The organism is Arthrobacter sp. ISL-65 (genome assembly GCF_018613795.1).
Lineage (GTDB): Bacteria > Actinomycetota > Actinomycetes > Actinomycetales > Micrococcaceae > Arthrobacter.
On sequence record NZ_JAGGPN010000019.1, the window covers coordinates 1 to 22,463 of the forward strand.

The following is a 22,463-nucleotide window of genomic DNA, read 5'->3' on the forward strand; positions in this document are numbered from 1 at the left end:
ACCGCCGCCTCCGACGTCAAAACCACCGCCACGGACGCCAAGGACCACGTCCAGAACACGTAGCGGCGACAACGCTCTAAAGAATCCAAGTACGACGACGGCCGGCCCGCTTGACCGCGGGCCGGCCGTTCGTTTCGGCTCGGTCGCGCTCTGGATCGGCCGTCACCTAAAGCGTATTCTGGAGACACGCTTTTTTGGGGTGTGAACCGCAATGATGGTACGCAAAAGCATGGTTTCGCGATCCTACACGGCCTTGGGAAGGTTGCTCGGGTTCGTGGTCCTTAGTTGCGTCTGCGGCGCCTTGGTTGCCGCCTACTTCGTTCCCCAGATTGCTGCTGCCGGCGCGGCCGTCAGCAGCTCGATGAACTTCTACAATGGCCTCCCCTCCGAGCTTGCGGTGCTTCCGCCGGCGCAAACCACAAGAATCCTGACGTCGGACGGGAAACTGATTGCCTCGTTCTACGAGGAAAACCGGGTACGGGTTCCGCTGAAGCAGATGTCGCCGTACGTCAAGGACGCCGTGGTGGCGATCGAGGACAGCCGGTTCTATGAGCACAGCGGCGTCGACCCCGTGGGTGTCCTGCGGGCGCTGGTGAGCAACGCTTCCGGCGGGGACCGGCAGGGGGCATCCACCCTCACCCAGCAGTACGTCACCAACGTAGCCAATGAATCAAAAGTTACATCCGGCCGTGAGGACGAGGTTGTCCTCAGCGGGGAGAAGACCATTGGCGACAAGGTCCGGGAAATGAAGCTCGCCATCGAGCTGGAGAAGAAATTCACCAAGGACCAGATCCTCGAGGGCTACCTCAACATCGTGTTCTTCAACCGCAGCGCCTACGGCATCGAGGCGGCGGCGCAGCAGTTCTACAGCGTTCCGGCCAGCAAGCTCAGCCTCCCGCAGGCTGCAATGCTGGCAGGGCTCGTCAACAGCCCCAGCCTCTACGACCCCGTGAGCAACCCGGAGAACGCGCTCAAGCGGCGCAATCTGGTCCTGGACGCCATGCTGGCGCAAGACAAGATCACCAAGAAGCAGCATGACACCGCCGCGGCCACCGGCGTGGGTTTGCAAATCCGTAGCTCGAAGCAAGGCTGCGCCGCAGCCGCCATTGCTCCCTATTTCTGCGACTACGTATCCCACCTGATCCTCAACAACCGTGCCTACGGGGCAGACACGGAAGCCCGGGAGCAGAAGCTGTTCAGGGGCGGGCTGACCATCACCACCACGCTGGACAGCCGGCTGCAGACGGCGGCCCAGTCACAGGTGAACTCCACCGCCGGAGCCAACCCGGGCAAGTGGGGAGCTTCCCTGCTGACGGTCCAGCCGGGCACCGGCAAAATCCTGGCGATGGCGCAGAACACGGAGTTCCTCCCGCAGCCCGGCAAGTTCGATACCCAGCTGAACTTCAACGTGGACGCCAAGGATGCCAACGGCAATGACCTTAACGGGGCGGGCGGGTTCCAGCCAGGATCCACCATGAAGCCGTTCACGTTTGCCGAGTGGCTGCACCAGGGGCGAAAGATCACCGAGGAGGTGGACGCCACACGGCGGGAGTACCCACTGGGGTTCGGCTGGCGGGACTCGTGCGCCAAGGTAGTGGGCGGCTACAGCAGCAGGCAGCGTGCGGCAGGCCTTGAAACAGCCGACGATCTGCAGAACGCTTCAGCGGGCTACTACCGCAGAATGCCAGCGAACTACGGGCTGTACAACTCCATCAACACGGCCACGTTTGCCGAGGTGGCACAGCTGGACATCTGTGGCATCGATAAAATGGTTGCTGCTGTGGGCCTGCGAAGCGGGCTGGACGGCTCGGAGATTAACATGCATCAGCTGGGCAATATTCTCGGCGGCACTGCCGTGTCACCGCTCAGCATGGCCACCGCCTTTGCCACCTTCGCTGCCGACGGCCGCTACTGCGCGCCGATTGCCATCCAGCGCGTCACCGACTTCACCGGACGGGCGCTGCCCAGCCAGCAGCCGGCTTGCCGCGCAGCCGTCGAGCCGCAAATTGCCCGCGGCGTGAACTCGGTCCTGCAGGACGTGCTCAAGAAGGGTTCAGGCGTCTACATCAACCCGAAGGTCCAGAGCAAGGTCCCCGTCGCGGCCAAGACCGGCACCAACAACAGCAACGGTGCCACCTGGGTACTGGGCTACACCAGCGGCCTTACCACCGCATCCTTCTTCGGGGACGCCCTGAACGGCCAGAAACGGCCAGGCAGGAACATCACCATCAACGGCAAGCACTACGACCGGATTGACGGCTACATGATCGCGGGACCGCAGTGGGCCAACTACATGCTGAAGGTGGCCAAAATGTATCCGGCCAAACCGTTCCCCAAGCCCCCGGCGTCGATGATAGGCACAGGGGCCAAATAGCGCCGCGATGCGCGCTGAAAAGTACCTACTCGAAGTGCGTTTCCACACCTGATCCCGAGAGCCTTCCCAGCAGTTCCGCGGCCACGTCGCGCAGCTTCTGGTTCCGGTTGCTGGAGACTTTGGCCAGGATGTCCATGGCTTCCTTCTGGGAGCACCTGTTCTGGGCCATGATCACTCCGCAGGCGACGTCGATCGCAGTACGGCTCTGCATGGCGGCCTCAAGGTTCTGCGCCCGCGCCTGGGCGGCCCCGATCCTGACCGACAGATGGAGCGTGCGGCCGGCCAGGTCACCGAACTCGACCGCCCTATCGAAGAGCTCAGGCGTGAAAAGGCCGGGTGTGGGGCCGAAGAAGTTCAGCGCCGCACTGGCACCCTCCCCGATGTCCAAGGGAACACCCACCGTGGAGTACACGCCGTTCTCTGCGAGCCGCTTCTGGTATTCAGGCCAGCGGTCATCCGCTTGGACATCGTTGAGCAACTCGGGAGCCATGGTGAAAAGCGCCCGGATGCAAGGCCCGTCGCCCACGTGCTGCTCGATGTGGTCCAGCTCTATGGCGCGAGGGCTGCTGCCCGCAACGGTTGAAGTGTGTCTGCGCCGCTTCAAGGTGATGGCGCATTCAATGGCCGTTCCCGCGAGGCCGCTCAGGGTGGAGGCCGCAAAGCCGGCCAACCCGTCGAGAAAGCCATCAACATTCTCGGCCCCGATGAGGATGTCCTGCAGCTGAAGTACGGCTGCATCTTCGTTCGCTTCGGTCATTCCACAATGCTAGACGCCAAACTGCCAAGATGTTCTTGCTGGTGTACACCGAAAATGCAGCAGCGGGACTGGCCCACGTCCCAAGGACCGCTGACCGCGTCCGTCATGCTGCCTGCGGCGTTCCAAAGAGTTCCGCGGCGAGGCGCAGCAGGTGCTCCGGGATGCTCGTGTCCTTGCCCTCGGCGTCGCGGCCCAGGATGATTGCCGGCCCGCGGGCAGCGCCTGCCAGGTCAAGTCCGCAATCATGCATCAGTTGTTCGGCGCGGAGGGGTTCGCCCAGGCGCGGCGGGACTATCAGTGCGGTATGTGTAGTGCTCATTTTTGGTCACTCTTAATAACAAGTTCAGGCATGCCGGTGTTCCCGCCGGGCTTAGGCAGACGCCTGCTGCCCGGCCTGGACCAGCTGCACCTGTACGCCGGCCTCCGTGAACAGCGTCACCTGGCCCGGATCGGCGCCGGAGTCCGTCACCAGGGTCCACGGCAGGGCGAGCTTTGCCCAAGCATGGAATGGGCGCTTTCCCAGCTTGCCGGAGTCTGCCAGGACATAGACCGCCTCGCCCCGCCGGGCCATGAGTTCCTTGAGCCTGGTCTGCGCATGGTCCGCCTCGCAGAGCCCGTCGTCGGCGGTGACGGCGTCCGCACCGAGGAACACCCGGTCAAAGCTCATGCGCTCCAGGGCAGCCTCGGCGAGGGGACCCACGAACGTCTGGCTCACGCCGCGCAACCGGCCGCCAAGGCAGTCCACCTGGATGCCCGGCGAGTCGGCCAGCTCCTGCAGCGTATTGATGCCCGGCGTGGTGACGGACAGGTTCTCCCGGTCGCGCAGGGCGTGCGCCAGGGCACCGACAGTGGAGCCGCCGTCGAGTAGGACGTTCTCGCCGTCCTTCACCTCGGCAGCCGCCCAGGCCGCGATGGCGTGCTTCTGCTCGTACGCCTCGCCGGTCCGTTGCCGCAGGGACGGTTCGGGGTGTGCGCCCAGCGCCACCGCCCCGCCGTACGTCCGGGCCAGCTTCCCCTGCTCGTTCAGGTGTGCCAGGTCCCGCCGGATGGTGGAGGCGGTGACCCGGAAATGCCGTGACAGTTCCTCCACAGACGCCAAACCCGTGGTGACGGCAAGGTGGTAGATCTCTTCGCGCCTGGTTTTGGCGGTGGTCATCTGTGGCTCTCCTTTGCTGTCACCATCGTAGGGGTCCGGCGGCTGCCCGCCTCAAAACACGCGCCTCACAGTGAGGCGCCGCCGCAGATCACATAGTTCTGTCCGGTGATGGACTTTCCGTGCGGCCCAAGAAGGAAGCCGGCGAGCGCCGCAACGTCTTCGGGATCCACAAACTGGCCGAGCGCCGGCAGCTTCGGCGGGGTGGCCGCCCGGCCGGGGTCGGCCAGCATGGGCGTGTCCGTGGGCCCCGGCGAGAGCACGTTCACCGTGATGCCGCGCGGGGCAAGCTCCTGGGCCCACGTCCGACCCATGCCCATCAGTGCCGCCTTGGTGGCCGCGTACTGGCTCTTGCCCGCCGCGCCCGTGGAGGTCCGGCTGCCGATCAGCAGCACCCGGCCGCCGTCGGGCATCCGCGGGACCACCTCGTTGGCCAAGGCACTGGCGGCCCCGACGTGGACGGCGAACATGCCGGCGAGCGCGTCGGGGTCCAGCTCACCCAGCAGCGCGGTGCGCTGGTATCCGGCCGCGTGGACCAGCGCGTCCGCCGGGTCGATCCCCGCCACCGTTTCCGCCAGCGACGACGGGCTGGACAGGTCTGCCTGCAGCCACCGGAAGCCCGGCCCCAGCGAGGTCTCGCTGCGGCTCAGGCCCGTGACTGCCCAGCCGTCGGACAGCAGCCGTTCGGCGATCGCCTTGCCGATGCCGGAGCTGCAGCCCGTGACAATCGCGTGGCGGGTGCCGGTCACTGCTCGTCGCCTGCTTCGTTGTCCCCTCCGGGAGTGGCGCTGCCCTCGTACGCCCACTGCGGCTCCACGCGGACGTACTTGATGGCCTGCCGGAAGTAGGTGTACGCGATGTTCAGCGCACCGTCCGGGCCCTGGTGTATGGAGGGGTAGGAGTACTCCCGGTTCAGGCCGTCCCGGGAATTGTTGGAGAGGCAGTAGCCGTCCCCGACGTCGAGGTTCCGTCGGATGGGCCAGGTCCGGCCTGAGTCCTCCGAGATCGCAAGCGTCATGGGCGAGCGCGGCGTCCCCCAGAAGGCGCGCCGTTCGCCGTCGTCCGTTCCGGCGCCGGGGACCGGCGCCGGTTCCACCAGCTGGCCCTGTTCGGCGGCCAGGCCGTCGTCGTCGATTTCGTCGTAGAGCGAAAGGCGGCGCTCGGTGTTCTCCTCCGCGCGGCTGTGGTTGTAGACCAGCGCCAGGCGGCCGTCGGCGAGCGCCGCGAACTGGATGGAAGAGTTGTTGTTGGGCAGCTCGGTGGGGGCGGGCTCGCTCCAGGTGGTGCCGTCGTCGGTGGAGCGGGATTCGTAGATCGAGTCGGCCCAGCGGCTGCGGAACAGCGCCAGCAGCGAGCCGTCGGCCACGGGCTGGATGTTCATGTGGACACAGCCCAGGCTGCCCGGCAGGATGTGCTCACTCCAGGTGGACCCGCCGTCGTCGGAAATCATCACGGCACTGTCGTCGCTGTTGCCCACCCACTTCTCCCCGGGCGTGGTGATGCAGCGGAAGATCGGGATGATGAGGCGGCCGGACGGCAACAGCACCGGCAGCTGGCGGACGAACACTCCGCCCGTTTCGTTGGCGGGGAACAGCGTTTCCACGGGCCCCCATGTGCGGCCGCTGTCCGTGGAAGTACGACGGCGGACCTCCGCCGTGTCCTGGTTGCCCGCCTTCTGTGCGGTGTACAGGAGCCAGAGAACGCCGTCGTGACCGGCAGGGCCAGGCGCGGTGAACAGGATCGGGTTCTGCTCCGAGCGGGTGGAGTCGTCCGAAAGCTGCTGCGCCGGTGACCACTGGCTGCTGCCCGGTTCCAGGGTGGAGAACCAGATAGAGATGTCCGGCACGCCCTCCTGCGTGCCGCCGAACCACACGCAGCCGAGGCGGCCGTCGGGCAGGGTCAGGAGGTTGGCGGCGTGGCTCTGCACGGTGGGCGCCGGCAAGTACGCGAAGTCGGCGCCGTCGGCGCGCTTCACGGCGCCGTCGGGCGTGACGGTGCTGTAGCCGGCGTTGGTGGTCTGCATGCCTCAGCCCTCCGCCCTGGCAGCGGCAAGGTGCGCCTTGGCAGCCAGCTCCAGGTGGGTCAGGTCCGACGCGACGGTGGTGAACGTGTAGCCCTGGCGCAGCCGCTGGGCGGCAATCTCCCCGGCGGCGGTGTGGATGCCGGCGGCGATGCCTGCGGAGGCGGCAGCCTCGGCGACGGTTTCCAGGGCGGCATTGAACTCGGCCTCGATGGCGGGGTCGCCCGGGAAGGCGCCGCCGACGGCGATTGCCAGGTCCGAGGGGCCCACGTAGATGCCGTCCAGGCCCGGCGTCGCGCAGATCTCCTTCACGTTGGCCAGCCCCTCGGGCGTCTCGATCATGGCGAAGACCAGCGTTGCCGCGTTGGAGTCAGCCGGGACCGGGCCGATGCGCAGCGTCGAGCGCATCGGCCCGTAGGAACGCCCGCCGAGCGGCGGGTACTTGGCAGCCGCAACGGCCGCGGCAGCGTCCGCTGCGTTGTTGACGAGGGGGACGATCACGCCGACGGCGCCGGCGTCGAGCGCCTTGCCGATCGCGGTGAAGTCGTTGGCCTCTACCCGCACCATGCCGACGGCGGTGTGCCCGGCGTCGATGGCCATCAGGCCGTTCAGGACGCCCGAGTAGCCGAGCAGCCCGTGCTGTGCGTCCAGGGCCACGTAGTCGTAGCCGAGCCGGCCGATGCGTTCCGTTGCCACGGGCGCATCCAGCACAGCCCAGTAGCCGACGGCTTGCTCACGGGCGCGGATCTTGCGGGCGAATTCAATGGCCAGGTCCGATGTCATCTGTATCTTCTACCTTCAGTTCGTGGGTGGTGACGGCTAGCAGCCTGTATATGCGTCAGCGGTTATATGCCGGCATAGGCCCGCGGAGCCCGGAGCCGACGGCGTCGCAGGCACTGGTGACGTCCTCGGGCAGGGGTCCCTTGGCCACGGCGGCAATGTTGGCGCGCAGCTGCTCCACCTTGGAACCGCCCAGCAGCATGGAGCCGACGCCCTCGCGGTAGGCGAGCCAGCGCAGCGACAGCTCCGCAAGGGTGATGCCAGCACCTTCCGCGATGCCGGCCAGGGCGTTGACGGCGTCGAACAGCTGTTTGTCCCAGTAACGCTGGGTGTACATGGCGGCCAGCTTGGAGTCACCGAAGCGGCCCTCCGAGGGCTTGGCCTCGAAGCTGTGCTTGCCGGTGAGCAGGCCGCCGCCCAGCGGGTTGTAAACCATGGTGTGGACGTTGTGGGTGGCGGCGAATTCCAGGTACTCCTCCTCCACGCGCCGGGCCACCAGGTTGTAGAGCTGCTGCGCCACCACCGGGTTGGGCGCACCCACCTCCCGGGCCACGTGGATCACGTCGGCAATCTGCCAGGCCGCGAAGTTGGAGACACCCAGCGCGCCGATCTTCCCTTCTTCCGCCAGCTCTGCCACGGTGCGCAGGGTGTCCTGTAGCGGCGTGGCACGGTCCGGCTGGTGCAGGTAGAATAGATCGATGCTGTCCACGCCGAGCCGGCGGAGGCTGCCATCGACGCTGTTGCGCAGCCCTTGCGGGGACAGCGGCGTGTGCTGGCCGTGGTCCGCGTGCGGCATGCCGGCCTTGGAGGCGAGGATGACCTCATCGCGGCGCCCCTTGAGGAGGCGGGCGAGCATTTCTTCCGTCACGCCGCCCACGTACGCGTTGGCGGTGTCGATGGTGGTGATGCCGGCGTCGAGGGCCTCCTCCACCATGCGTCCTGCGGTGGCCTCATCGGCGGTGTCGCCGAACGTCATGGTGCCCAGGACCAGCCGCGAGATGGGAAGCTTCAGTCCTTCCACCGGGGTGCCTTCTGGCTGCTTGCTCATGCGTTGATTCTCCGTGGTTGCAGTATCGGTCGGGGTTCAGGTCGGATAAACGGCCGGATCAGGGGAGCCGGGTCAGCCTTTCAGCGCCAGCGACCGGACGACGTGCCGCGGCTTGAGGCCGCGCATGGTGGATGGGTCCAGCGCCGCACGGCGGAGCTTGCGGGTGTAGTCCTCCTTGGGCGCGGTCAGCACGGATGCAGTGCTCCCGAACTCCACGAGCTTGCCGCGCTGCATGACCATGACGCTATCGCTGATCTCCTGCACCACGCCAAGGTTGTGCGAGATGAACACGTAGGTGATGCCGGTTTCGTCCTGGATGGACTTCAGCAGCCGCAGCACCTGGGCCTGGACGGACACGTCCAGCGCGCTCGTGGCTTCGTCGCAGACCAGCAGTTCCGGCTTGGAGGCGAGTGCCCGGGCAATGCCGATGCGTTGCCGCTGGCCGCCGGAGAATTCAGCGGGGTGGCGGTCCAGGGACTTGGCCGGCAGGCCTACCTGGTCGATCAGCTTCGCGGCTTCCTTGTGCCGCTCGGCCTTGGACCGGACGCCCTGCAGCTTCAGCGGTTCGGCCACGATCTCCTGGGCGGTGAGGTGCGGGTCCAGGGAGCCGTAGGGATCCTGGAAGACCATCTGGAACTTCGAGCGCAGCGGCCGCAGCTTAGCTTCGCTGAGTGCGGCCAGGTCCGTGCCGTCCAGTTCGATCCGGCCGCTGGCCGGCGTCACCAGCCGCATCAGCGCCTTGGCGATCGTGGACTTTCCGCAGCCGGATTCGCCGACGACGGCGATCGTCTTGCCTTTGTCCACGGAGAAGGAGACGTCATCCACGGCGCGGAACGTTCCGCCGGGGACGTGGTAGTCCACCACGAGGTTCTCGACGGAGAGGAACGGCTTAGTCATTCTGGACTCCGGTGCTGGTCAGGGCGGCGTCGCCGGCCGCGGTGGTATTGGATGCGGTGGACTTCGGGTCGGTGTTGACGGTGGGCGTTTCGTCCCACGGCCCCAGGACCGGCACCGCGGCCAGCAGGTTGCGGGTGTACTCCGTGGCCGGTTGCTCCACGACCTGCTGGACGTCGCCGGACTCCACGAAGGAGCCGTCCTTCATCACGTGGATGCGGTCCGAGATGAGCCGGGCCACGCCGAGGTCGTGCGTGATCATCAGGATGCCGATGCCGCGCTGCTCCTGGAGTTCCAGCAGGAGGTCCAGGATGCCGGCCTGCACCGTGACGTCCAGCGCCGAGGTGGGTTCGTCGGCTACCAGGAGTTGCGGTTCGCTGGCCAGCGCGATCGCGATCAGCACGCGCTGGAGCATGCCGCCGGAGAGCTGGTGCGGGTACTTCTTCAGCTGCACTTCCGGTGTTGGAATATGGACCTGTTCCAGCAGCCGGATGGCGCGGGCCCGGACGGCGTCCTTCTCCTTGGAGGCGGCGCCGGCGATCCGGATGGCCTCGGAGAGCTGGCTGCCGATGGAATGCACGGGGCTCAGCGCGGTCATGGGGTCCTGCGGGATGAGCGCGACTGTCCGGCCGCGGACCTTGTCGATGGCCTTGGGTACGGCCACCACGTCCACGCCGTCGATGAGCACGGTGCCGGAAAGCACCGCCAGATCGTCCGGGAGCAGGCGGAGGACGCCCATCGCCGTCGTCGACTTGCCCGAACCGGACTCACCGATGATGGTGACCGTTTCGCCGCGGTGGATGCTGAAGTTCACCGAATCAACGGCCCGGACGATGCCGGCGTCGGTGATCAGCTCCACCTGGAAGTCGCGGACCTCGAGCAGGGCCGGTCCCGTGTGGCCGGAGTCAGCGTGGCTCTTCGTGCCAGCTTGTGCGTTCATGTCAGGCACCCTTCTTCTTGCGGCGGGGACGGTCCCGGAGGCCGTCGCCCAGCAGGTTCACGCCCACCACCATCAGCACGATCACCAGGCCGGGCAGGGTGACCATCCACCAGGAGGTGGTGATGTAGTCCTGGCCGTCGGAGATGATGCGCCCCCAGGTGGCAAACGGACGCTGGGGGCCGGCGCCGAGGAAGCTGAGGGCGCTCTCGAGCAGGACGGCCTGGGCCAGGAGCAGCAGCACCACGAGGGTTGCCTGCTTGATGACGTTCGGGATGATGTGCTGGATGAGGATCTGAATGCGGTGCAGGCCCAGGATGCGCGCCGCGGAGACGTAGGGTTTTTCGCGTTCCACGAGCACCATGGACCTGGTCAGCCTGGCCACTTCCGGCCATTGGGCAATCGCAATGACGAAGGTGATCACCGGGATGGACGGGCCGAAGAGAGCCACCACCAATAGCAGCATCATGAGGAGCGGCAGGGACATCTGGGCCTCGAGCACTCGCGAGACCACGGTGTCCACCCAGCCGCCGAAGTAGCCGGCGGCGGCACCGAGGATGATGCCGATGGCGCCGGAGACCACCACGGCCAGGATGCCGATGGTCAGGGACACCTGGCCTCCGTGCAGGACGCGGGAGAGCAGGTCGCGGCCCAGTTGGTCGGTGCCGAACAGGTGGCCGTCCACCAGGGGCGCCAGGCGGCGGGCGGACAGATCCTGGTGGTTGGCGTCCGGCAGCGGCAGCACCTGGGCCAGCAGGATCGGAATGATGACAATCAGCGTGCAGACGGCGCCGATGCGCAGCTTCCACTTCGCGGCGTTGCGGCGGCGGGTGGCGCCGGCCTTCGCGACGAGGTCCTTCGTGACGGCGCTGGGCGAGGGTGTCCGGGGTGGTTGTGCGGCGGAGGCCGCCGGAGTTGCGGTGTCGCTGAGGCTCATGCTGCTGCCGCCTTTCCAAGACGAACGCGGGGATCAAGAAGCGGGTAGGCAAGGTCGATGACCAGCTGGACGGCTACGGCCAGCAGTGCCGTCAGCAGGACGGTCGCCTGGATAAGGGGGTAGTCGCGGGTTTCGAGGGCACGGACAATGAGGGAGCCAACGCCGGGCCAGGCGAACACCACCTCCACCACCACCACGCCGTTGAGCATTGCGGCGAAGCGGGTGCCGAGGGCGGTGAAGACAGGGATGGCGGAGTTGCCCATGGCATAGCGCCAGGTCAGCGCCGGACTGCCCACTCCCCTGGACCGCGCCACGGTCAGGTAGGGGGCGGCGAAGTTGGACGTCATCTCCCGCCGCACCATCCGGGAGATCAGCGCGATCTGCAGGGTGGCGATGGTGACGGTGGGGAGGACCAGCCCGCCCCAGGTGGCGAAGCCGGAGGCCGGGAAGAGCGGGATCAGGACGGCGAAGCCGGTGAGGAGCATGATGCCGGTCCAGAAGTCCGGCATGGACTGCCCGGCGATGGTGAGGACGTTGACACCGAGCTCGCGGTTAGTGTCCGGGCGGCGGGCCATCCACACGCCCAGCGGGATGGCCACCACGGCGGTAAGGAGGATGGACGCGGTGGCGAGGGTCAGCGTGTACGGCATCCGCTCCGCCACCACCTGCATGGCCGGCGCCTGGAAGGAGTAGGAGGTGCCGAGGTTGCCGGTGAACAGCTGCTGCAGGAAGATCCAGTACTGCTCCAGCACGGGACGGTCCAGGCCGAACTGTTCGCGGACCTTAGCCAGCTGCTCGGTGGTGGCCAGCGGTCCGGCGTAGGACACGGCCGGATCACCGGGGGCCAGGCGGATCAGGATGAAGACCGTGGAAACCGTCAGGAACACGGTCAGCAGGCCTTGGCCCAGCCGCTTGAGGATGTACTTGGTCATGGCTCAGGCCTCCAGCCGGACGTCAACAAGGGGGTAGGAGTTGGTGGGAGCCAGAGCCAGGTCTGTCACGCGCTTCTGGTGGGCCAGCACCGACTTGGGAACGAATGCCCAGGCGCAGGGCCAGGTGTCCCAGATGGCCTTCTGCGCGGTGGCAAGCAGCTGCTCCCGGTGCAGCGGATCCACCTCGGAGGAGGCGGCCTGGATCTTGGCCTGCACGTCCGGGACCACGTAGCCCTGATAGGTGTCGCGGGTCTTTTCCTTTTCCGCGGTTCCGGCGTACATGCCCTGCATCATGGTGATGGCCAGGCCGGTGGGGCTGCTGAAGCCGTTGCCCAGCAGGTCCCAGTCGCCCTGCTTGCCCTGGCGCCAGGCCAGGATGTTGCCGCCGGGCTCGAACTGCTGCAGCTGGGTCTTCACACCGATGTTGCCGAACATCTCCACCAGCGCCTCCATCACGGAGGTGTCGGAGGCGAACTCGCCGGTTTCCCAGATGATCTTCAGGTTCAGGTCCGTGACGCCGAGGCTCTTCAGCGTGGCCTTGGCCTTCTCCGGGTCGTAGGTGTAGTTGCCGGTCTTGGAGAAGCCGGTGAGGCTGGACGGGACCACGCCTTCGGCCTCGCTGACCGAATCGACCAGGACGTCCTTGACCAGAGCCTCGCCGTCGACCGCCCAGCTGAGTGCCTCACGGACGCGGGCATCGGAGAGCGGGTGGCTGGAGGGCTTACGGAAGTTGTAGAAGATCTGGTTCAGCCGGAGGCTTGACGACTCCGCAAGGACGACGCCGGGAAGTCCGGCCAGCTGCTCGCGCGAGTCAGGCGTGATGGAGTCGATGACGTCCACCTCGCCGCTGCGCAGTGCGATGACGCGGCTGGATTCCTCGGGCAGGAAGCGGACCTCGACGTTGTCCACCTTGGGGGCGGGACCCCAGTAGTTCTCGTTGCGCTTGAGGCTGTAGGTGCCGGCGCCGCGGTTGAACTTGGTGACGACGTAGGGTCCGGTGCCTACGCCTTCCTGCAGCTCTTCCGGCTTGTTCTTGGCTGCCGGGCTGATCAGGATCATGCTCATGAGGGAATCGAGGATGGGGATGGGGTTCTTGGATTCCATCCGGAACGTCCGGTCGTCCACCGGAACCACGGTAGGAAATTCGGGGAAGAACCCGGCGACGAAGGAACCCTGCACCTGCTGGTACATCTTCAGTGCCGTGGCGATGTCCTCGATCTGCAAGGGGGTGCCGTCCGAGTAGCGGACGCCTTCGCGCAGCCGCACCGTCCACGCGGTGGGCGAGGTCATCTCAAAGCGGTCCGCCAGGACGAGGATCGGTTTGGTTTCGGGACCGATGGCCGTCAGTCCCTGCCGCACGGCGCGCTGGACGGTGACGGCGGCGTCGAACTGGTTGAGCTTGTTGTCCAGGCTGACGAGGGACCTGTTGAGGGCCAGCGTCAGGGTGCTGGGTCCCGGCAGGCCCGTGGGGCCGGCACACCCGGCCAGGGAGCCTGTGCCCAGGAGAAATCCGGCGGCTGCGCCAAACTGCAGGAGGCGGCGCCGTGAGATCTCACTTCCTTGAGGAAGAACGGTCATCGTTGACCTCTCGGTTGAATGGGACGGCTGGCGGCCGGATGGCCTGCGCCGTGTTACGTGCATCACTCTGCCAGCTCTGCGCGAAATGCGCAACTGAACTAGCGCAATTCGCGCAGTCATGCGAATATGGTGCTACCGACAACCCGAAGAAAGGAGGACACGTGGCTGCAGTCCTCATCCAGGCCGATGACTTTTCCGGCGCAGCAGAAGTGGGGCAATGCTTTGCAACCCAAGGGCTGGACACGCGCCTCCTCCTGTCCGCCCCGGATGCGGGCACAGTTGCCGATGGCACAGAAACCGGCAGCCGCCCGGACGTTTTGGTGGTCGACACCCACTCGCGGGCCGTGGCCCCGGAATCCGCAGCGGCGGCTTCGGCTGCCGTATTCAGCAGCCCTGCTGCAGACGGTGCGCGCATCCTGTTCAAGAAAATCGATTCCTTGTGGCGGGGCAATGTTGGCCCGGAACTCGCGGCACTTTCAGCCTTGGGCCACCACGTTGTGGTGGCCGGCGCACTCCCCCAGCTGAACCGGACAGTCGCGGGCGGCCGGCCCTTTGCAGACGGCGTCCGGCTGGACGGCACGGACCTGTGGCGGGCAGAAGCAGCCGCCCCGCCCGCGGAAATCGCGCAACTGCTGGGCCCTGGCCCTTCGGTGCAGCTTGCGGACCTGTCCACGGTGCGGTCCGGCGGCCTGCCCGGCTTCCTGTCCGATCGCCTTTCCCGTGCCACTCCCGCCACCGTGATCGTCGACGGCGAGACGCCGGCCGATCTGGAGGCTGTGGCGGACGCGCTGCTGGACCTGGACTTCAGGGCCGGCGGACGGCGCATTGTGCTGGCCGGGACCGGCGGCATGGCCCTGCTGCTGGCGGCGAAACTGGGCAACAGCTCTGCGCGGAACGCGCAAAAGCGGGAGTCGCGTGGACTGACGGCCGCGGACGGACCCCGGACTGTGCTGGCCGCCGTCGGCTCCGCCTCGGCGAAGGCCGCGGCGCAGCTGCGGAACCTGGAGGCCGGCGGCTTCACTGCCCTCCGGATCGCTCCCGACGAGCTGCAGCATCCTGAGGATTTCCGGTCCAGGCTCGCGGAAGCACAGCAGCTCCTGGCGGCAGGCGAGCCGGCAGCGCTGACTGTCAGCGCCGCCGTCGTCAATCCGAACGAGTCCGGCAGGATGGTGCGGAACCTGGCGAAGCTCGCTGCCGACGCGGCAACTGGTCCCCCGGCAGCAGCTCCCGCCGCGGACGCGGATCTGATCCTCACCGGCGGCGAAACCGCCCGCGAGGTACTCGACGCCCTCGGCGTCCGCTCACTGACCCCGCTGGCGTCCGTACAGCACGGCGCCGTGGTCAGCCTTTCCGACGACGGGCGGCTGGTGGGCACCAAGCCCGGCAGCTTCGGCGACAGCGACGCCCTCGTCCAGCTCTACTCCGCCATCAAAGACCTTCGGTCTTCCAACAGCACTTCCCATCCCTCCCACCCACCTGGAGCCCCAATGACATCAGCAGCCAACGCAACCGAACAGGACAGCCGGCCCTTCATCGCCGTGACGATGGGCGACGGCGCCGGCGTCGGCCCCGAGGTGACCGTCGGTGCCCTTCTCGACCAGAACGCCTACCGCGACTGCCGCCCGGTGGTCATCGGCGACGTCCACCGGCTGCAGCTGGGTGCTAAGGCGCTGGGCGTGGAAGCCAACATCGTCGAGGTGGAGACGGTGGGCGACGCCGTCTTCGAGGCCGGCCGGATCAACGTGATCGACCCGAAGCTGCTTGCGGCCGACCTGCCGTGGGGCCAGGAGTCTGCCGAGGCCGGCAACGCCGCCTACCACTACATCCGGATTGCGTGCGAGCTGGGCATGGGCGGCCAGGTCCAGGGCATCTGCACGGCGCCCCTGAACAAAGCTGCGCTGCACAAGGCTGGACACATCTACCCGGGCCACACCGAACTGCTCGCGCATTTCATGGGCGTCGAGGAAGTGTCCATGATGCTGTCCACGCCCAAGGTCAAGGTCATCCACGTCACCACGCACATCGGCCTGATCGACGCCATCAACAAGATCGAGCCCGGCCTGGTGGAGCGGACCGTGCGCCGCGGCCACGGCGCCATGCAGCGCGCCGGCATCGCCAACCCGAAGATCGGCGTGTGCGCCATCAACCCGCACGCCGGCGAAAACGGCCTGTTCGGCTACGGCGAGGAGGCGGAGAAGATCACCCCGGCCATCGAAAAGCTCCAGGCCGACGGCATCGACGCCCGCGGCCCGCTCCCGGCGGACACCGCGTTCTTCCTGGCTGGCCGCGGCGACTACGACCTCATCGTGGCGATGTACCACGACCAGGGCCACGGACCGATCAAGGTCCTCGGCATCGAGGCCGGCGTCAACATCACGGTTGGCCTGCCCGTCATCCGCACATCCGTTGACCACGGCACCGCCTTCGACATCGCGGGCAAGGGCATTGTGGATGTGCGCAGCATGATCGAGGCGCTGCGCCAGGCGGCGGAGATGTCGCCCAGCCCCGCGGCAGCCTGAGCACTAGGAAATCTGCAGGCCGCCGTTGATGTCGTAGGTCGCGGCGGTGATGTAGCCGGCGTCCTCCCCCATCAGGAACGCCATGAGGGCGGCGATGTCGCGGACCGTGCCCACCCGGCCCACAAGGATGTCCCGGGACATGTCGGCCTTGCGTTCGTCGGTCAGGGTGCCGCCCATGATGTCGGTGTCCACGGGGCCCGGGGCGATGCAGTTGACGGTGATGTTGTGCTGGCCCATCTCCCGTGCGAGCGCCCGGGTGAACCCGATGATGGCTGCCTTCGACGAGCTGTACGCCACCTTGGAATAGGTGCCGCCGCCGCGCTGGGCGGAGATGGAGGACACGCTAACCACGCGGCCGAGCCTGCGTTCGATCATGCCGCGGAGCACGCGCTGCGTGACCAGGAACGTGCCGGTCATGTTGATCCGGAAGACCCGCTCCCAGGCCTCGAGCGTCTCGTCCATAAACTCGGTGGGTGAGCTGATGCCGGCGAGGTTCGCCAGCGCCACGATGGGCGGCATATTGGCCTCCACCTCGTCGACGGCGGCGTTCACGGTGGCCGGGTCGGAGACGTCGGCGCCCACGCCCCTGGCCGCCACACCGTACACCGAGGAGATGTCCTCCGCTGCGCGCCGTGCAGCGTCGCCGTCGATATCGAGGATGGCCACAGACCAGCCCTGGCTGGCGAGCATTTCCGCCGTCGCGCGGCCAATGCCCCGGGCTGAGGCGGCCCCGGTCAGCACCGCGGTGCGTTCGGCCGGGAACGTGTCGTGGTGCGTCATGTCTGGGTCCCCTCGTCGTTTGCTGCAGTGTCAGTACTTGGTGTCGTCGAACTCGTCGGCGGCGACTGCTTCTTCACCGACAGCAGCGTGGGTGCCCGGCTTCACGTGCCCTTCGGGGCGTTTGCGGGCGTACAGGAAGGTGGCGACGGCGGTGACGGCGAGGCAGGCGGCCAGGAACATCAGGCCGGAACGGTTGTCGCCGGTGGCGTCATTGAGCAGGCCCACGATGTACGGAGCCACGAAGCCGCCCAGGTTACCGAGCGAATTGACCATGGCGAGGCCGGCCGCTGCCGCCGCTCCCACCAGGGCGGTGGACGGCATGGCCAGGAACGGGGCGATGGCGGAGTAGATGCCCATGGCCGCGAGGGTCAGGGCGATCAGGGCCAGGATGGCGTTGACCTGCACCAGGCTGCCGGCAGCCACCAAGCCGACGGCGGCCATCACCATGCTGATGCTGGCGTGCAGCACGCGGTTGCCGGTGCGGTCGGACCGCCGGCCCCAGAAGTAAACGAACACGGCCGCAATCGTGTAGGGGATGGCGACGATAAAGCCCACCTCGGTAGTGCTGAACTTGCCGAGGGCGGCGACGATGGTGGGCATCCACAGGCCAAGGCCGTAGATTCCGCAGACCAGGCCGAAGTACAGCGCCGAGTAGGCAATGGTGCGCGAATCCTTCAGGCCCGCCAGGAAGTGGTGTGGCTGGCCCTTTTGCTTGTGCGCGAGTTCCTCATCCATGGTCCGGGTGAGCCACTCCCGCTCATCGGCAGCGAGCCAGTGCGCGTGGCTTGGCCGGTCCGTTATGAGGACGGGGGTGAGCAGGCCGAGCAGGATGGCCGGGATGCCTTCGATGATGTACAGCCACTGCCACCCATGCAGGCCGGCGATGCCTTCCATCTGGAGCAGGAGGCCGGACACCGGGGCGCCGAGGGCGTTGGAGACGGGCTGGGCCAGGATGAAGATGCCCAGCACCAGGACACGCTGGCGAGCCGGGAACCACAGAGTGAGGTAGAAGAGGATTGCCGGGAAGAAGCCGGCCTCGGCCGCGCCCAGCAGGAAGCGGATGATGTAGAAGGTGGTTTCCCCGTTCACGAGTGCCATCGCCGTGGCGAAGATGCCCCAGGAGATCAGGATGCGCGCGATCCATTTGCGGGCACCAAACTTGTACATGCCGGCGTTGCTGGGGATCTCCAGCAACGCGTAACCAATGAAGAACATGCCCGCCCCGAGGCCGTACGCTGCCGCGCTGAGACCTATATCCTCACTCATGGTCAGCTTGGCGAAGCCCACGTTGTTCCGGTCCAGGTACGCAACGAAGTAAAGCAGCACAATGAGCGGCATGATGCGGCCGCGCACTTTTCGAAGGGTCCGTTGGCCCAGTTCGTCCAGACGGTTGGCCGGATTCATAGCGGTCATGGTGCACCTCGCAGGAAGAGACGGGTCCGCCGGTTCCTCGACGGAACAATTAAGGTTTACCACTCCGTCCACGGATAGTCATTATGCTTACTAATTTCTTGAGCGAGCGCACCCCCTCTAATGACCGCTGCTAACTCCTGCTGCTCAGCCACTCCAGCAGCCGGTCCAGCGGCCACGTGGTGATGATGCGTTCAACCGGAATCCCGTTGTGTTCGGCCCGCTCGGCGCCGTACTGCAGGAAGTCGAGCTGCCCTGGTGCGTGGGCGTCGCTGTCGATGCTGAACAGGCAGCCGGCCTTGAGTGCCAGCTGCATCAGCCTGTCCGGCGGGTCCTGCCGTTCCGGCCGGGAGTTGATTTCGACGGCGACATTGGCTTCCGCGCAGGCCGCAAAGACCCGCTCGGCATCGAATTCGGACTCGGGCCGCGTCCCGCGGGACCCCTGCAGCAGGCGGCCGGTGCAGTGGCCCAGCACGTTGGTGTGCGGATCGCGGATGCCACCGAGCATCCGCTCCGTCATGGTGCGCCGGTCCGAGCGGAGCTTGGAGTGCACGCTGGCCACCACCACGTCCAGCCGGTCCAGCATCTCCGGCGTCTGGTCCAGCTCGCCGTTTTCCAGGATGTCCACCTCGATGCCGGACAGCAGCCGGAAGCCGCCGTCGGCGTCGCCGTTCAGCCCGGCCACCACGTCCAGCTGCTCGCTGAGCCGCTCGGCAGTCAGCCCGTTCGCGATCTTGAGGTTCGGCGAGTGGTCTGTCAGGGCCAGGTATTCCCGGCCCAGGTGCCGGGCGGCGGCGGCCATCAGCTCCGGCGGAGAACCGCCATCGGACCAGTCACTGTGGCTGTGCAGGTCGCCGCGGAGCTGCGCGCGGAGCCCATCTCCCCCGGCCGCGAGTGGCTTGGCGCCGCCCTGCCGCAGCTTTTCCAGATAGTCGGGCACATCGCCGTCCACAGCCTGGCGAATGACGTTGAAGGTGGTGTCCCCGATCCCCTTCGTCCGCTTCAGCCTGCCGTCGCGGGCCCTCTCCGCCACCTCGTCCGGCGTCAGGGCGCTGATGACGCCGGCCGCCTTCCGGAAGGCCTGGACCTTGAACGTCGGCGCGGCGGAGCGCTCGAGCCAGAAGGCGATCTCGTTGAGGGCGTCAGCGGCGTCCATTCAGTACTAGTCCTGGTGCAGCTGGATGTAATTGCCGCAGCCGTCGTCGAACACCGCGGAGATCCCGGAAGGGTCCTCGGCAGGCTCGCCCCGGAACTGGACGCCGGCGGCGGACAGTCGCTCGTACTCGGCTTGGACGTCCGGTGAGCCAAAGACGATGGCGGGGATCCCGGCGTCGTACAGTCCATTGCGGTAGGCCGAGGCAATGGGGTTGTCGCTGGGCTCCAGCAGCAGGCCGGCACCGGAGGCCGCTCCTGGGTCCTTGACGATGAAGAGGTTGTGCTCGGGCATGGCCATGAGCGTGTCGAAGCCGAGGGTCTCCGTGTAAAAGGAGTGCGCCGCGGCAGGGTCCTGGACGTGGATGCTGCACATTTTGAGTCGCATGGCGCCTACGCTACGCCGCAGGGCCGCCGCTGCAAACCAGCCGTTGACCAGCGCCGCGATAGGGGCTGCAATTTAAGTGCGGCCCGAATCGCCGGGCAGCGCCCGTCCTTGGGAGGTGCAGTGGTGCCCGCAGTTTCCGAAGCCGCCCCGTTGGGGCTGCTGCAACTGGTCCTCTGGAGCGCACTACTGGCGGCCGCCGTCGCCTGCACGGTTATCGTCGTGCGCCACCACTCAAAGACGTCCGACGGCGACAGTTCAGACCTGCTGTTCTGGGACCTTTTCGGCGGAGCGGTGGTGATCACACCGGCCCTGCTCATTCCCGCGGTGGCCTCCCCGCTGGCCGGCCTGGCGCTGGCCGCCGTGGCGGGGGTGAGCGGCATGGCCGCCTACCGCAGCAGCCCTGCGGTGCTCACCTGGTACGAAACCCGGCGGCGCCGGCGGGTGGACGGTCCGTTGTGCCAGGCGGCCGCCGTCGTGCATGAAGAGATCCTGGGACGCTGGGCGCGCTACGAACTCGACCCCGCACTCGCCATCAGCTATCCGGACCTTGCGGACGTCGGTCGGCCTGAGACCGCTGCATTTGTGAAGGCCCTGCGGGAGGCGGAGAAGCTGAAAACTGCCTGGGATTCCGGCTATCCGCATGCCGTGGATCGCCTCGGCCATGCGCTGGACCGCGCCGAAACCGCCGCGGGAGTCCCGGCGAGCCTGCGGCCAGCCCCGATCTCACAGCCTGCATGGTTCACAGGCACAGCAAAGCGGCGGTGAAGCCGCGTCACACAGCCGAATCGGACTATTTTCCCAGGCCGCCTGCGCCGCTGCATCCCTCGGGTTGCAACGGGCCGTCCGGAGGAGCCAGCCGTAGGATGGGGCCATGTCAACGTACTCAGTCGCGCGCAGCACTGTCATCCCCGCCCCGGCCAAGGACGTGTTTCCGCTGGTCAACAGCTTTCGCGAGTGGCCCAAGTGGTCGCCCTGGGAGTCCGTGGACCCGGACATGAAGAGGACCTACTCCGGCGCGGAATCCGGCGTCGGCGCCAAGTATGCCTGGAGCGGCAACCGCAAGGCAGGTGCCGGCACCATGGAGATCGTCGAATCGAAGGATGCTGACGTCGTTCGGATCCGGCTCGAGTTCACTAAGCCTTTCGCCGCAGTCAACCCCACGGCCTTTACTTTCGTTCCGGAGGGTGGAGGCACCCGCGTCACCTGGACCATGGTCGGCGAGCACAAAGGCATCGGCAAGGTTTTTGCGCTGTTCATGAATATGGACAAGATGGTGGGCGGCGACTTCGAGAAAGGCCTGGCATCGCTGGCTTCCGTCGTCGGGAACAGGCAGGCTTAGTCTGCGGTTCCCCGGTCACGGGTTCTTGCCCGGCACTTGTTCGAAGGGCCTTTTTCCGGAAAGGTAGTAAGCACCCTTAGCAGTGCCGGAAATCGCAAAGGAGACACCATGCAGATCGACAAGTCCCAGATCCTCGAATTCCTGAGGTCCCGAGGCGACAACGACAAGGCCGCACAGGCCGAAAATGAGCTGCCGGACCAGGTGGACACCGACCAGCACGCCGGGTTGCTCTCCAAGTTCGGCATCAATCCTGCGGACCTGCTGGGCAAGCTTCCCGGCGGGTTGGGCGACAAGCTTGGGGGCCTCGGGCTGTAGCTGGGCGGCATCTGTCCTGACCGCAAAAGAGAAGACGGGTTCCCGCTTAGGCGAGGCCCGTCTTTTCTGGCAGGCCCGATAACGCACGCTGGTCAGGCGACCGGCCGCAAGAAATATAGTCTTAGACAGCGTGCCGAACAGTCGGTTTCCGCCCGGCGTCGGAACGGCGAAAACAGATTGAGGATAGCGGCTTGGACGGAGTCTTAAAGGGATTCTTTGTGGTGGGCATGGTCCTGTTCGTCGGCTACATTTTGGCCAGGACAAACGCCCTTGGGCCGCACGGGACGAAGGTGCTGTCCACCCTGACCTTCATGGTGGGGCTGCCAAGCCTGATGTTCTCCACGATCGCTTCCCGGCACATCTCCGAAGTGCTCAGCCAGACAGGCCTCATCTCCGTCGTTACGGCACTTTGCTGCATGGCGCTGTTCGCGCTCAGCGGGGCGATCGCGAGGTGGGGCGTCCGGCGCACCACAGTCGGCGCGCTGGCGACCGGAATCGTCAATTCCACAAACCTCGGCGTTCCGCTGTCCCTGTACATTCTTGGCAGTGCCACGTTCGTCACCCCGATCATGCTGTTTCAGTTGGCACTCGTGACCCCGGTAGCACTGACCATCCTGGACCTGACCGATCCTGAGGGGAAAAGGACATCCGTTTGGAGCATCCTGTCCACTCCCCTGCGCAACCCTGTCACGGTGGCAGCCATCCTCGGCGTCATCGTCAGCGCGGCCGGGATTGAACTTCCTGCCCTGGTGCTGGATCCTCTGAAGCTGGTGGCCCAGCTGACGGTTCCGCTGATGCTGATCATCTTCGGCATGTCGCTCCACGGCCTCTCACCGCGCCAAGGCACAGTTGACCGCGTCCCCACCCTGTTCGCCGTCATTCTCAAGTCGGCCGTCCAGCCGGCCCTCGCCTGGCTGCTGGCCGTTTTTGTGGTCCACCTCGATACCTTCAGCACCTTCGTTGTCACGTCCTGCGCGATCCTTCCCACCGGCCAAAACGTGGTCCTATATGCCGTCCGGTACGGCGTGGGCCAGAATCTCGCGCAATCCACCGCGGTGATTACATCGGCCTTGGCAGTCCCACTGCTGCTGGGGGCTGCCTGGCTGTTTGGTTGAGCCCTGTCCGCACTACTGACGGCGGACGCCTTCCC

Annotated in this window: 22 protein-coding genes; 6 read left to right on the forward strand and 16 right to left on the reverse strand. The window is 66.6% G+C overall.

From position 1 onward, the window contains the following. Positions 1-229 precede the first annotated feature (229 nt). On the forward strand, positions 230-2,374 hold the full coding sequence (locus J7I85_RS07640) for a transglycosylase domain-containing protein (protein ID WP_251024060.1): 2,145 nt from the start codon (positions 230-232) through the stop codon (positions 2,372-2,374). Positions 2,375-2,399: 25 nt separating this feature from the next. Here the strand turns inward: J7I85_RS07640 and J7I85_RS07645 are convergent, their stop codons facing one another. From J7I85_RS07645 to J7I85_RS07700, 12 genes are all read right to left on the reverse strand, one after another. Continuing rightward, positions 2,400-3,131, reverse strand: a complete 732-nt coding sequence (locus J7I85_RS07645) for a GAF and ANTAR domain-containing protein (RefSeq protein ID WP_214849088.1) — start codon at positions 3,129-3,131, stop codon at positions 2,400-2,402. A gap of 103 nt (positions 3,132-3,234) precedes the next feature. Next, positions 3,235-3,450 carry a hypothetical protein gene (locus J7I85_RS07650; RefSeq protein ID WP_214849090.1) on the reverse strand — a complete coding sequence of 72 codons (216 nt, stop codon included), beginning with the start codon at positions 3,448-3,450 and terminating at the stop codon, positions 3,235-3,237. 51 nt (positions 3,451-3,501) lie between these two features. Next, positions 3,502-4,287 (reverse strand): DeoR/GlpR family DNA-binding transcription regulator, encoded by a 786-nt coding sequence (locus J7I85_RS07655; protein ID WP_214849092.1) that lies wholly within the window; start codon positions 4,285-4,287, stop codon positions 3,502-3,504. Between the two features lie 65 nt (positions 4,288-4,352). Next, the gene (locus tag J7I85_RS07660; protein ID WP_214849095.1) at positions 4,353-5,033 is read right to left on the reverse strand and encodes an SDR family NAD(P)-dependent oxidoreductase; all 681 of its coding nucleotides are present in this window, start codon (positions 5,031-5,033) and stop codon (positions 4,353-4,355) included. After that, positions 5,030-6,307: an exo-alpha-sialidase gene (locus J7I85_RS07665; protein ID WP_214849098.1), complete on the reverse strand. Its 1,278-nt coding sequence runs from the start codon at positions 6,305-6,307 to the stop codon at positions 5,030-5,032. Before J7I85_RS07665 ends, J7I85_RS07660 begins: the two co-directional genes overlap by 4 nt. A gap of 3 nt (positions 6,308-6,310) precedes the next feature. Beyond that, entirely contained in the window at positions 6,311-7,087 is a 777-nt protein-coding gene (locus tag J7I85_RS07670) for an HpcH/HpaI aldolase/citrate lyase family protein (protein ID WP_214849101.1), read from the reverse strand. Between the two features lie 55 nt (positions 7,088-7,142). After that, positions 7,143-8,132 carry an aldo/keto reductase gene (locus tag J7I85_RS07675; RefSeq protein ID WP_214849121.1) on the reverse strand — a complete coding sequence of 330 codons (990 nt, stop codon included), beginning with the start codon at positions 8,130-8,132 and terminating at the stop codon, positions 7,143-7,145. Between the two features lie 72 nt (positions 8,133-8,204). Continuing rightward, a complete protein-coding gene (locus J7I85_RS07680) occupies positions 8,205-9,029 on the reverse strand; it encodes an ATP-binding cassette domain-containing protein (protein WP_214849133.1) in 825 nt (274 codons plus the stop codon). Then, entirely contained in the window at positions 9,022-9,966 is a 945-nt protein-coding gene (locus tag J7I85_RS07685) for an ABC transporter ATP-binding protein (protein ID WP_214849135.1), read from the reverse strand. The genes J7I85_RS07680 and J7I85_RS07685 overlap by 8 nt, the downstream gene beginning before the upstream one ends. 1 nt (position 9,967) lies before the next feature. Then, positions 9,968-10,900 (reverse strand): ABC transporter permease, encoded by a 933-nt coding sequence (locus J7I85_RS07690; RefSeq protein ID WP_214849137.1) that lies wholly within the window; start codon positions 10,898-10,900, stop codon positions 9,968-9,970. Continuing rightward, positions 10,897-11,832 carry an ABC transporter permease gene (locus J7I85_RS07695; protein WP_214849139.1) on the reverse strand — a complete coding sequence of 312 codons (936 nt, stop codon included), beginning with the start codon at positions 11,830-11,832 and terminating at the stop codon, positions 10,897-10,899. The genes J7I85_RS07690 and J7I85_RS07695 overlap by 4 nt, the downstream gene beginning before the upstream one ends. Positions 11,833-11,835: 3 nt before the next feature. Continuing rightward, complete coding sequence (locus J7I85_RS07700; RefSeq protein WP_214849140.1) at positions 11,836-13,410, reverse strand: ABC transporter substrate-binding protein; 1,575 nt, start codon at positions 13,408-13,410, stop codon at positions 11,836-11,838. 161 nt (positions 13,411-13,571) lie between these two features. Between J7I85_RS07700 and pdxA the strand changes: the two genes are divergently transcribed. Beyond that, a complete protein-coding gene (gene pdxA, locus J7I85_RS07705; protein WP_214849154.1) occupies positions 13,572-15,929 on the forward strand; it encodes a 4-hydroxythreonine-4-phosphate dehydrogenase PdxA in 2,358 nt (785 codons plus the stop codon). A gap of 3 nt (positions 15,930-15,932) precedes the next feature. Here the strand turns inward: pdxA and J7I85_RS07710 are convergent, their stop codons facing one another. From J7I85_RS07710 to J7I85_RS07725, 4 genes are all read right to left on the reverse strand, one after another. Further along, positions 15,933-16,709: an SDR family NAD(P)-dependent oxidoreductase gene (locus J7I85_RS07710; protein WP_214849156.1), complete on the reverse strand. Its 777-nt coding sequence runs from the start codon at positions 16,707-16,709 to the stop codon at positions 15,933-15,935. 30 nt (positions 16,710-16,739) lie between these two features. Continuing rightward, a complete protein-coding gene (locus tag J7I85_RS07715) occupies positions 16,740-18,122 on the reverse strand; it encodes an MFS transporter (protein WP_214849159.1) in 1,383 nt (460 codons plus the stop codon). A 130-nt stretch (positions 18,123-18,252) separates the two neighbouring features. Next, complete coding sequence (locus tag J7I85_RS07720; RefSeq protein ID WP_214849162.1) at positions 18,253-19,275, reverse strand: PHP domain-containing protein; 1,023 nt, start codon at positions 19,273-19,275, stop codon at positions 18,253-18,255. A 6-nt stretch (positions 19,276-19,281) separates the two neighbouring features. After that, positions 19,282-19,659: a VOC family protein gene (locus J7I85_RS07725; RefSeq protein WP_214849168.1), complete on the reverse strand. Its 378-nt coding sequence runs from the start codon at positions 19,657-19,659 to the stop codon at positions 19,282-19,284. Positions 19,660-19,782: 123 nt separating this feature from the next. On the opposite strand from J7I85_RS07725, the gene J7I85_RS07730 reads away from it, so the two are divergent. The 4 genes from J7I85_RS07730 to J7I85_RS07745 all read left to right on the forward strand — a co-directional run bounded on the left by J7I85_RS07730 (position 19,783) and on the right by J7I85_RS07745 (position 22,428). Further along, positions 19,783-20,424 carry a hypothetical protein gene (locus tag J7I85_RS07730; RefSeq protein ID WP_308159422.1) on the forward strand — a complete coding sequence of 214 codons (642 nt, stop codon included), beginning with the start codon at positions 19,783-19,785 and terminating at the stop codon, positions 20,422-20,424. Positions 20,425-20,530: 106 nt separating this feature from the next. Beyond that, a complete protein-coding gene (locus J7I85_RS07735; protein WP_214849171.1) occupies positions 20,531-20,998 on the forward strand; it encodes an SRPBCC family protein in 468 nt (155 codons plus the stop codon). A gap of 108 nt (positions 20,999-21,106) precedes the next feature. After that, positions 21,107-21,313 (forward strand): hypothetical protein, encoded by a 207-nt coding sequence (locus J7I85_RS07740; protein ID WP_214849174.1) that lies wholly within the window; start codon positions 21,107-21,109, stop codon positions 21,311-21,313. A 191-nt stretch (positions 21,314-21,504) separates the two neighbouring features. Continuing rightward, on the forward strand, positions 21,505-22,428 hold the full coding sequence (locus J7I85_RS07745) for an AEC family transporter (protein WP_214849177.1): 924 nt from the start codon (positions 21,505-21,507) through the stop codon (positions 22,426-22,428). The last annotated feature ends 35 nt before the right edge of the window (positions 22,429-22,463 follow it).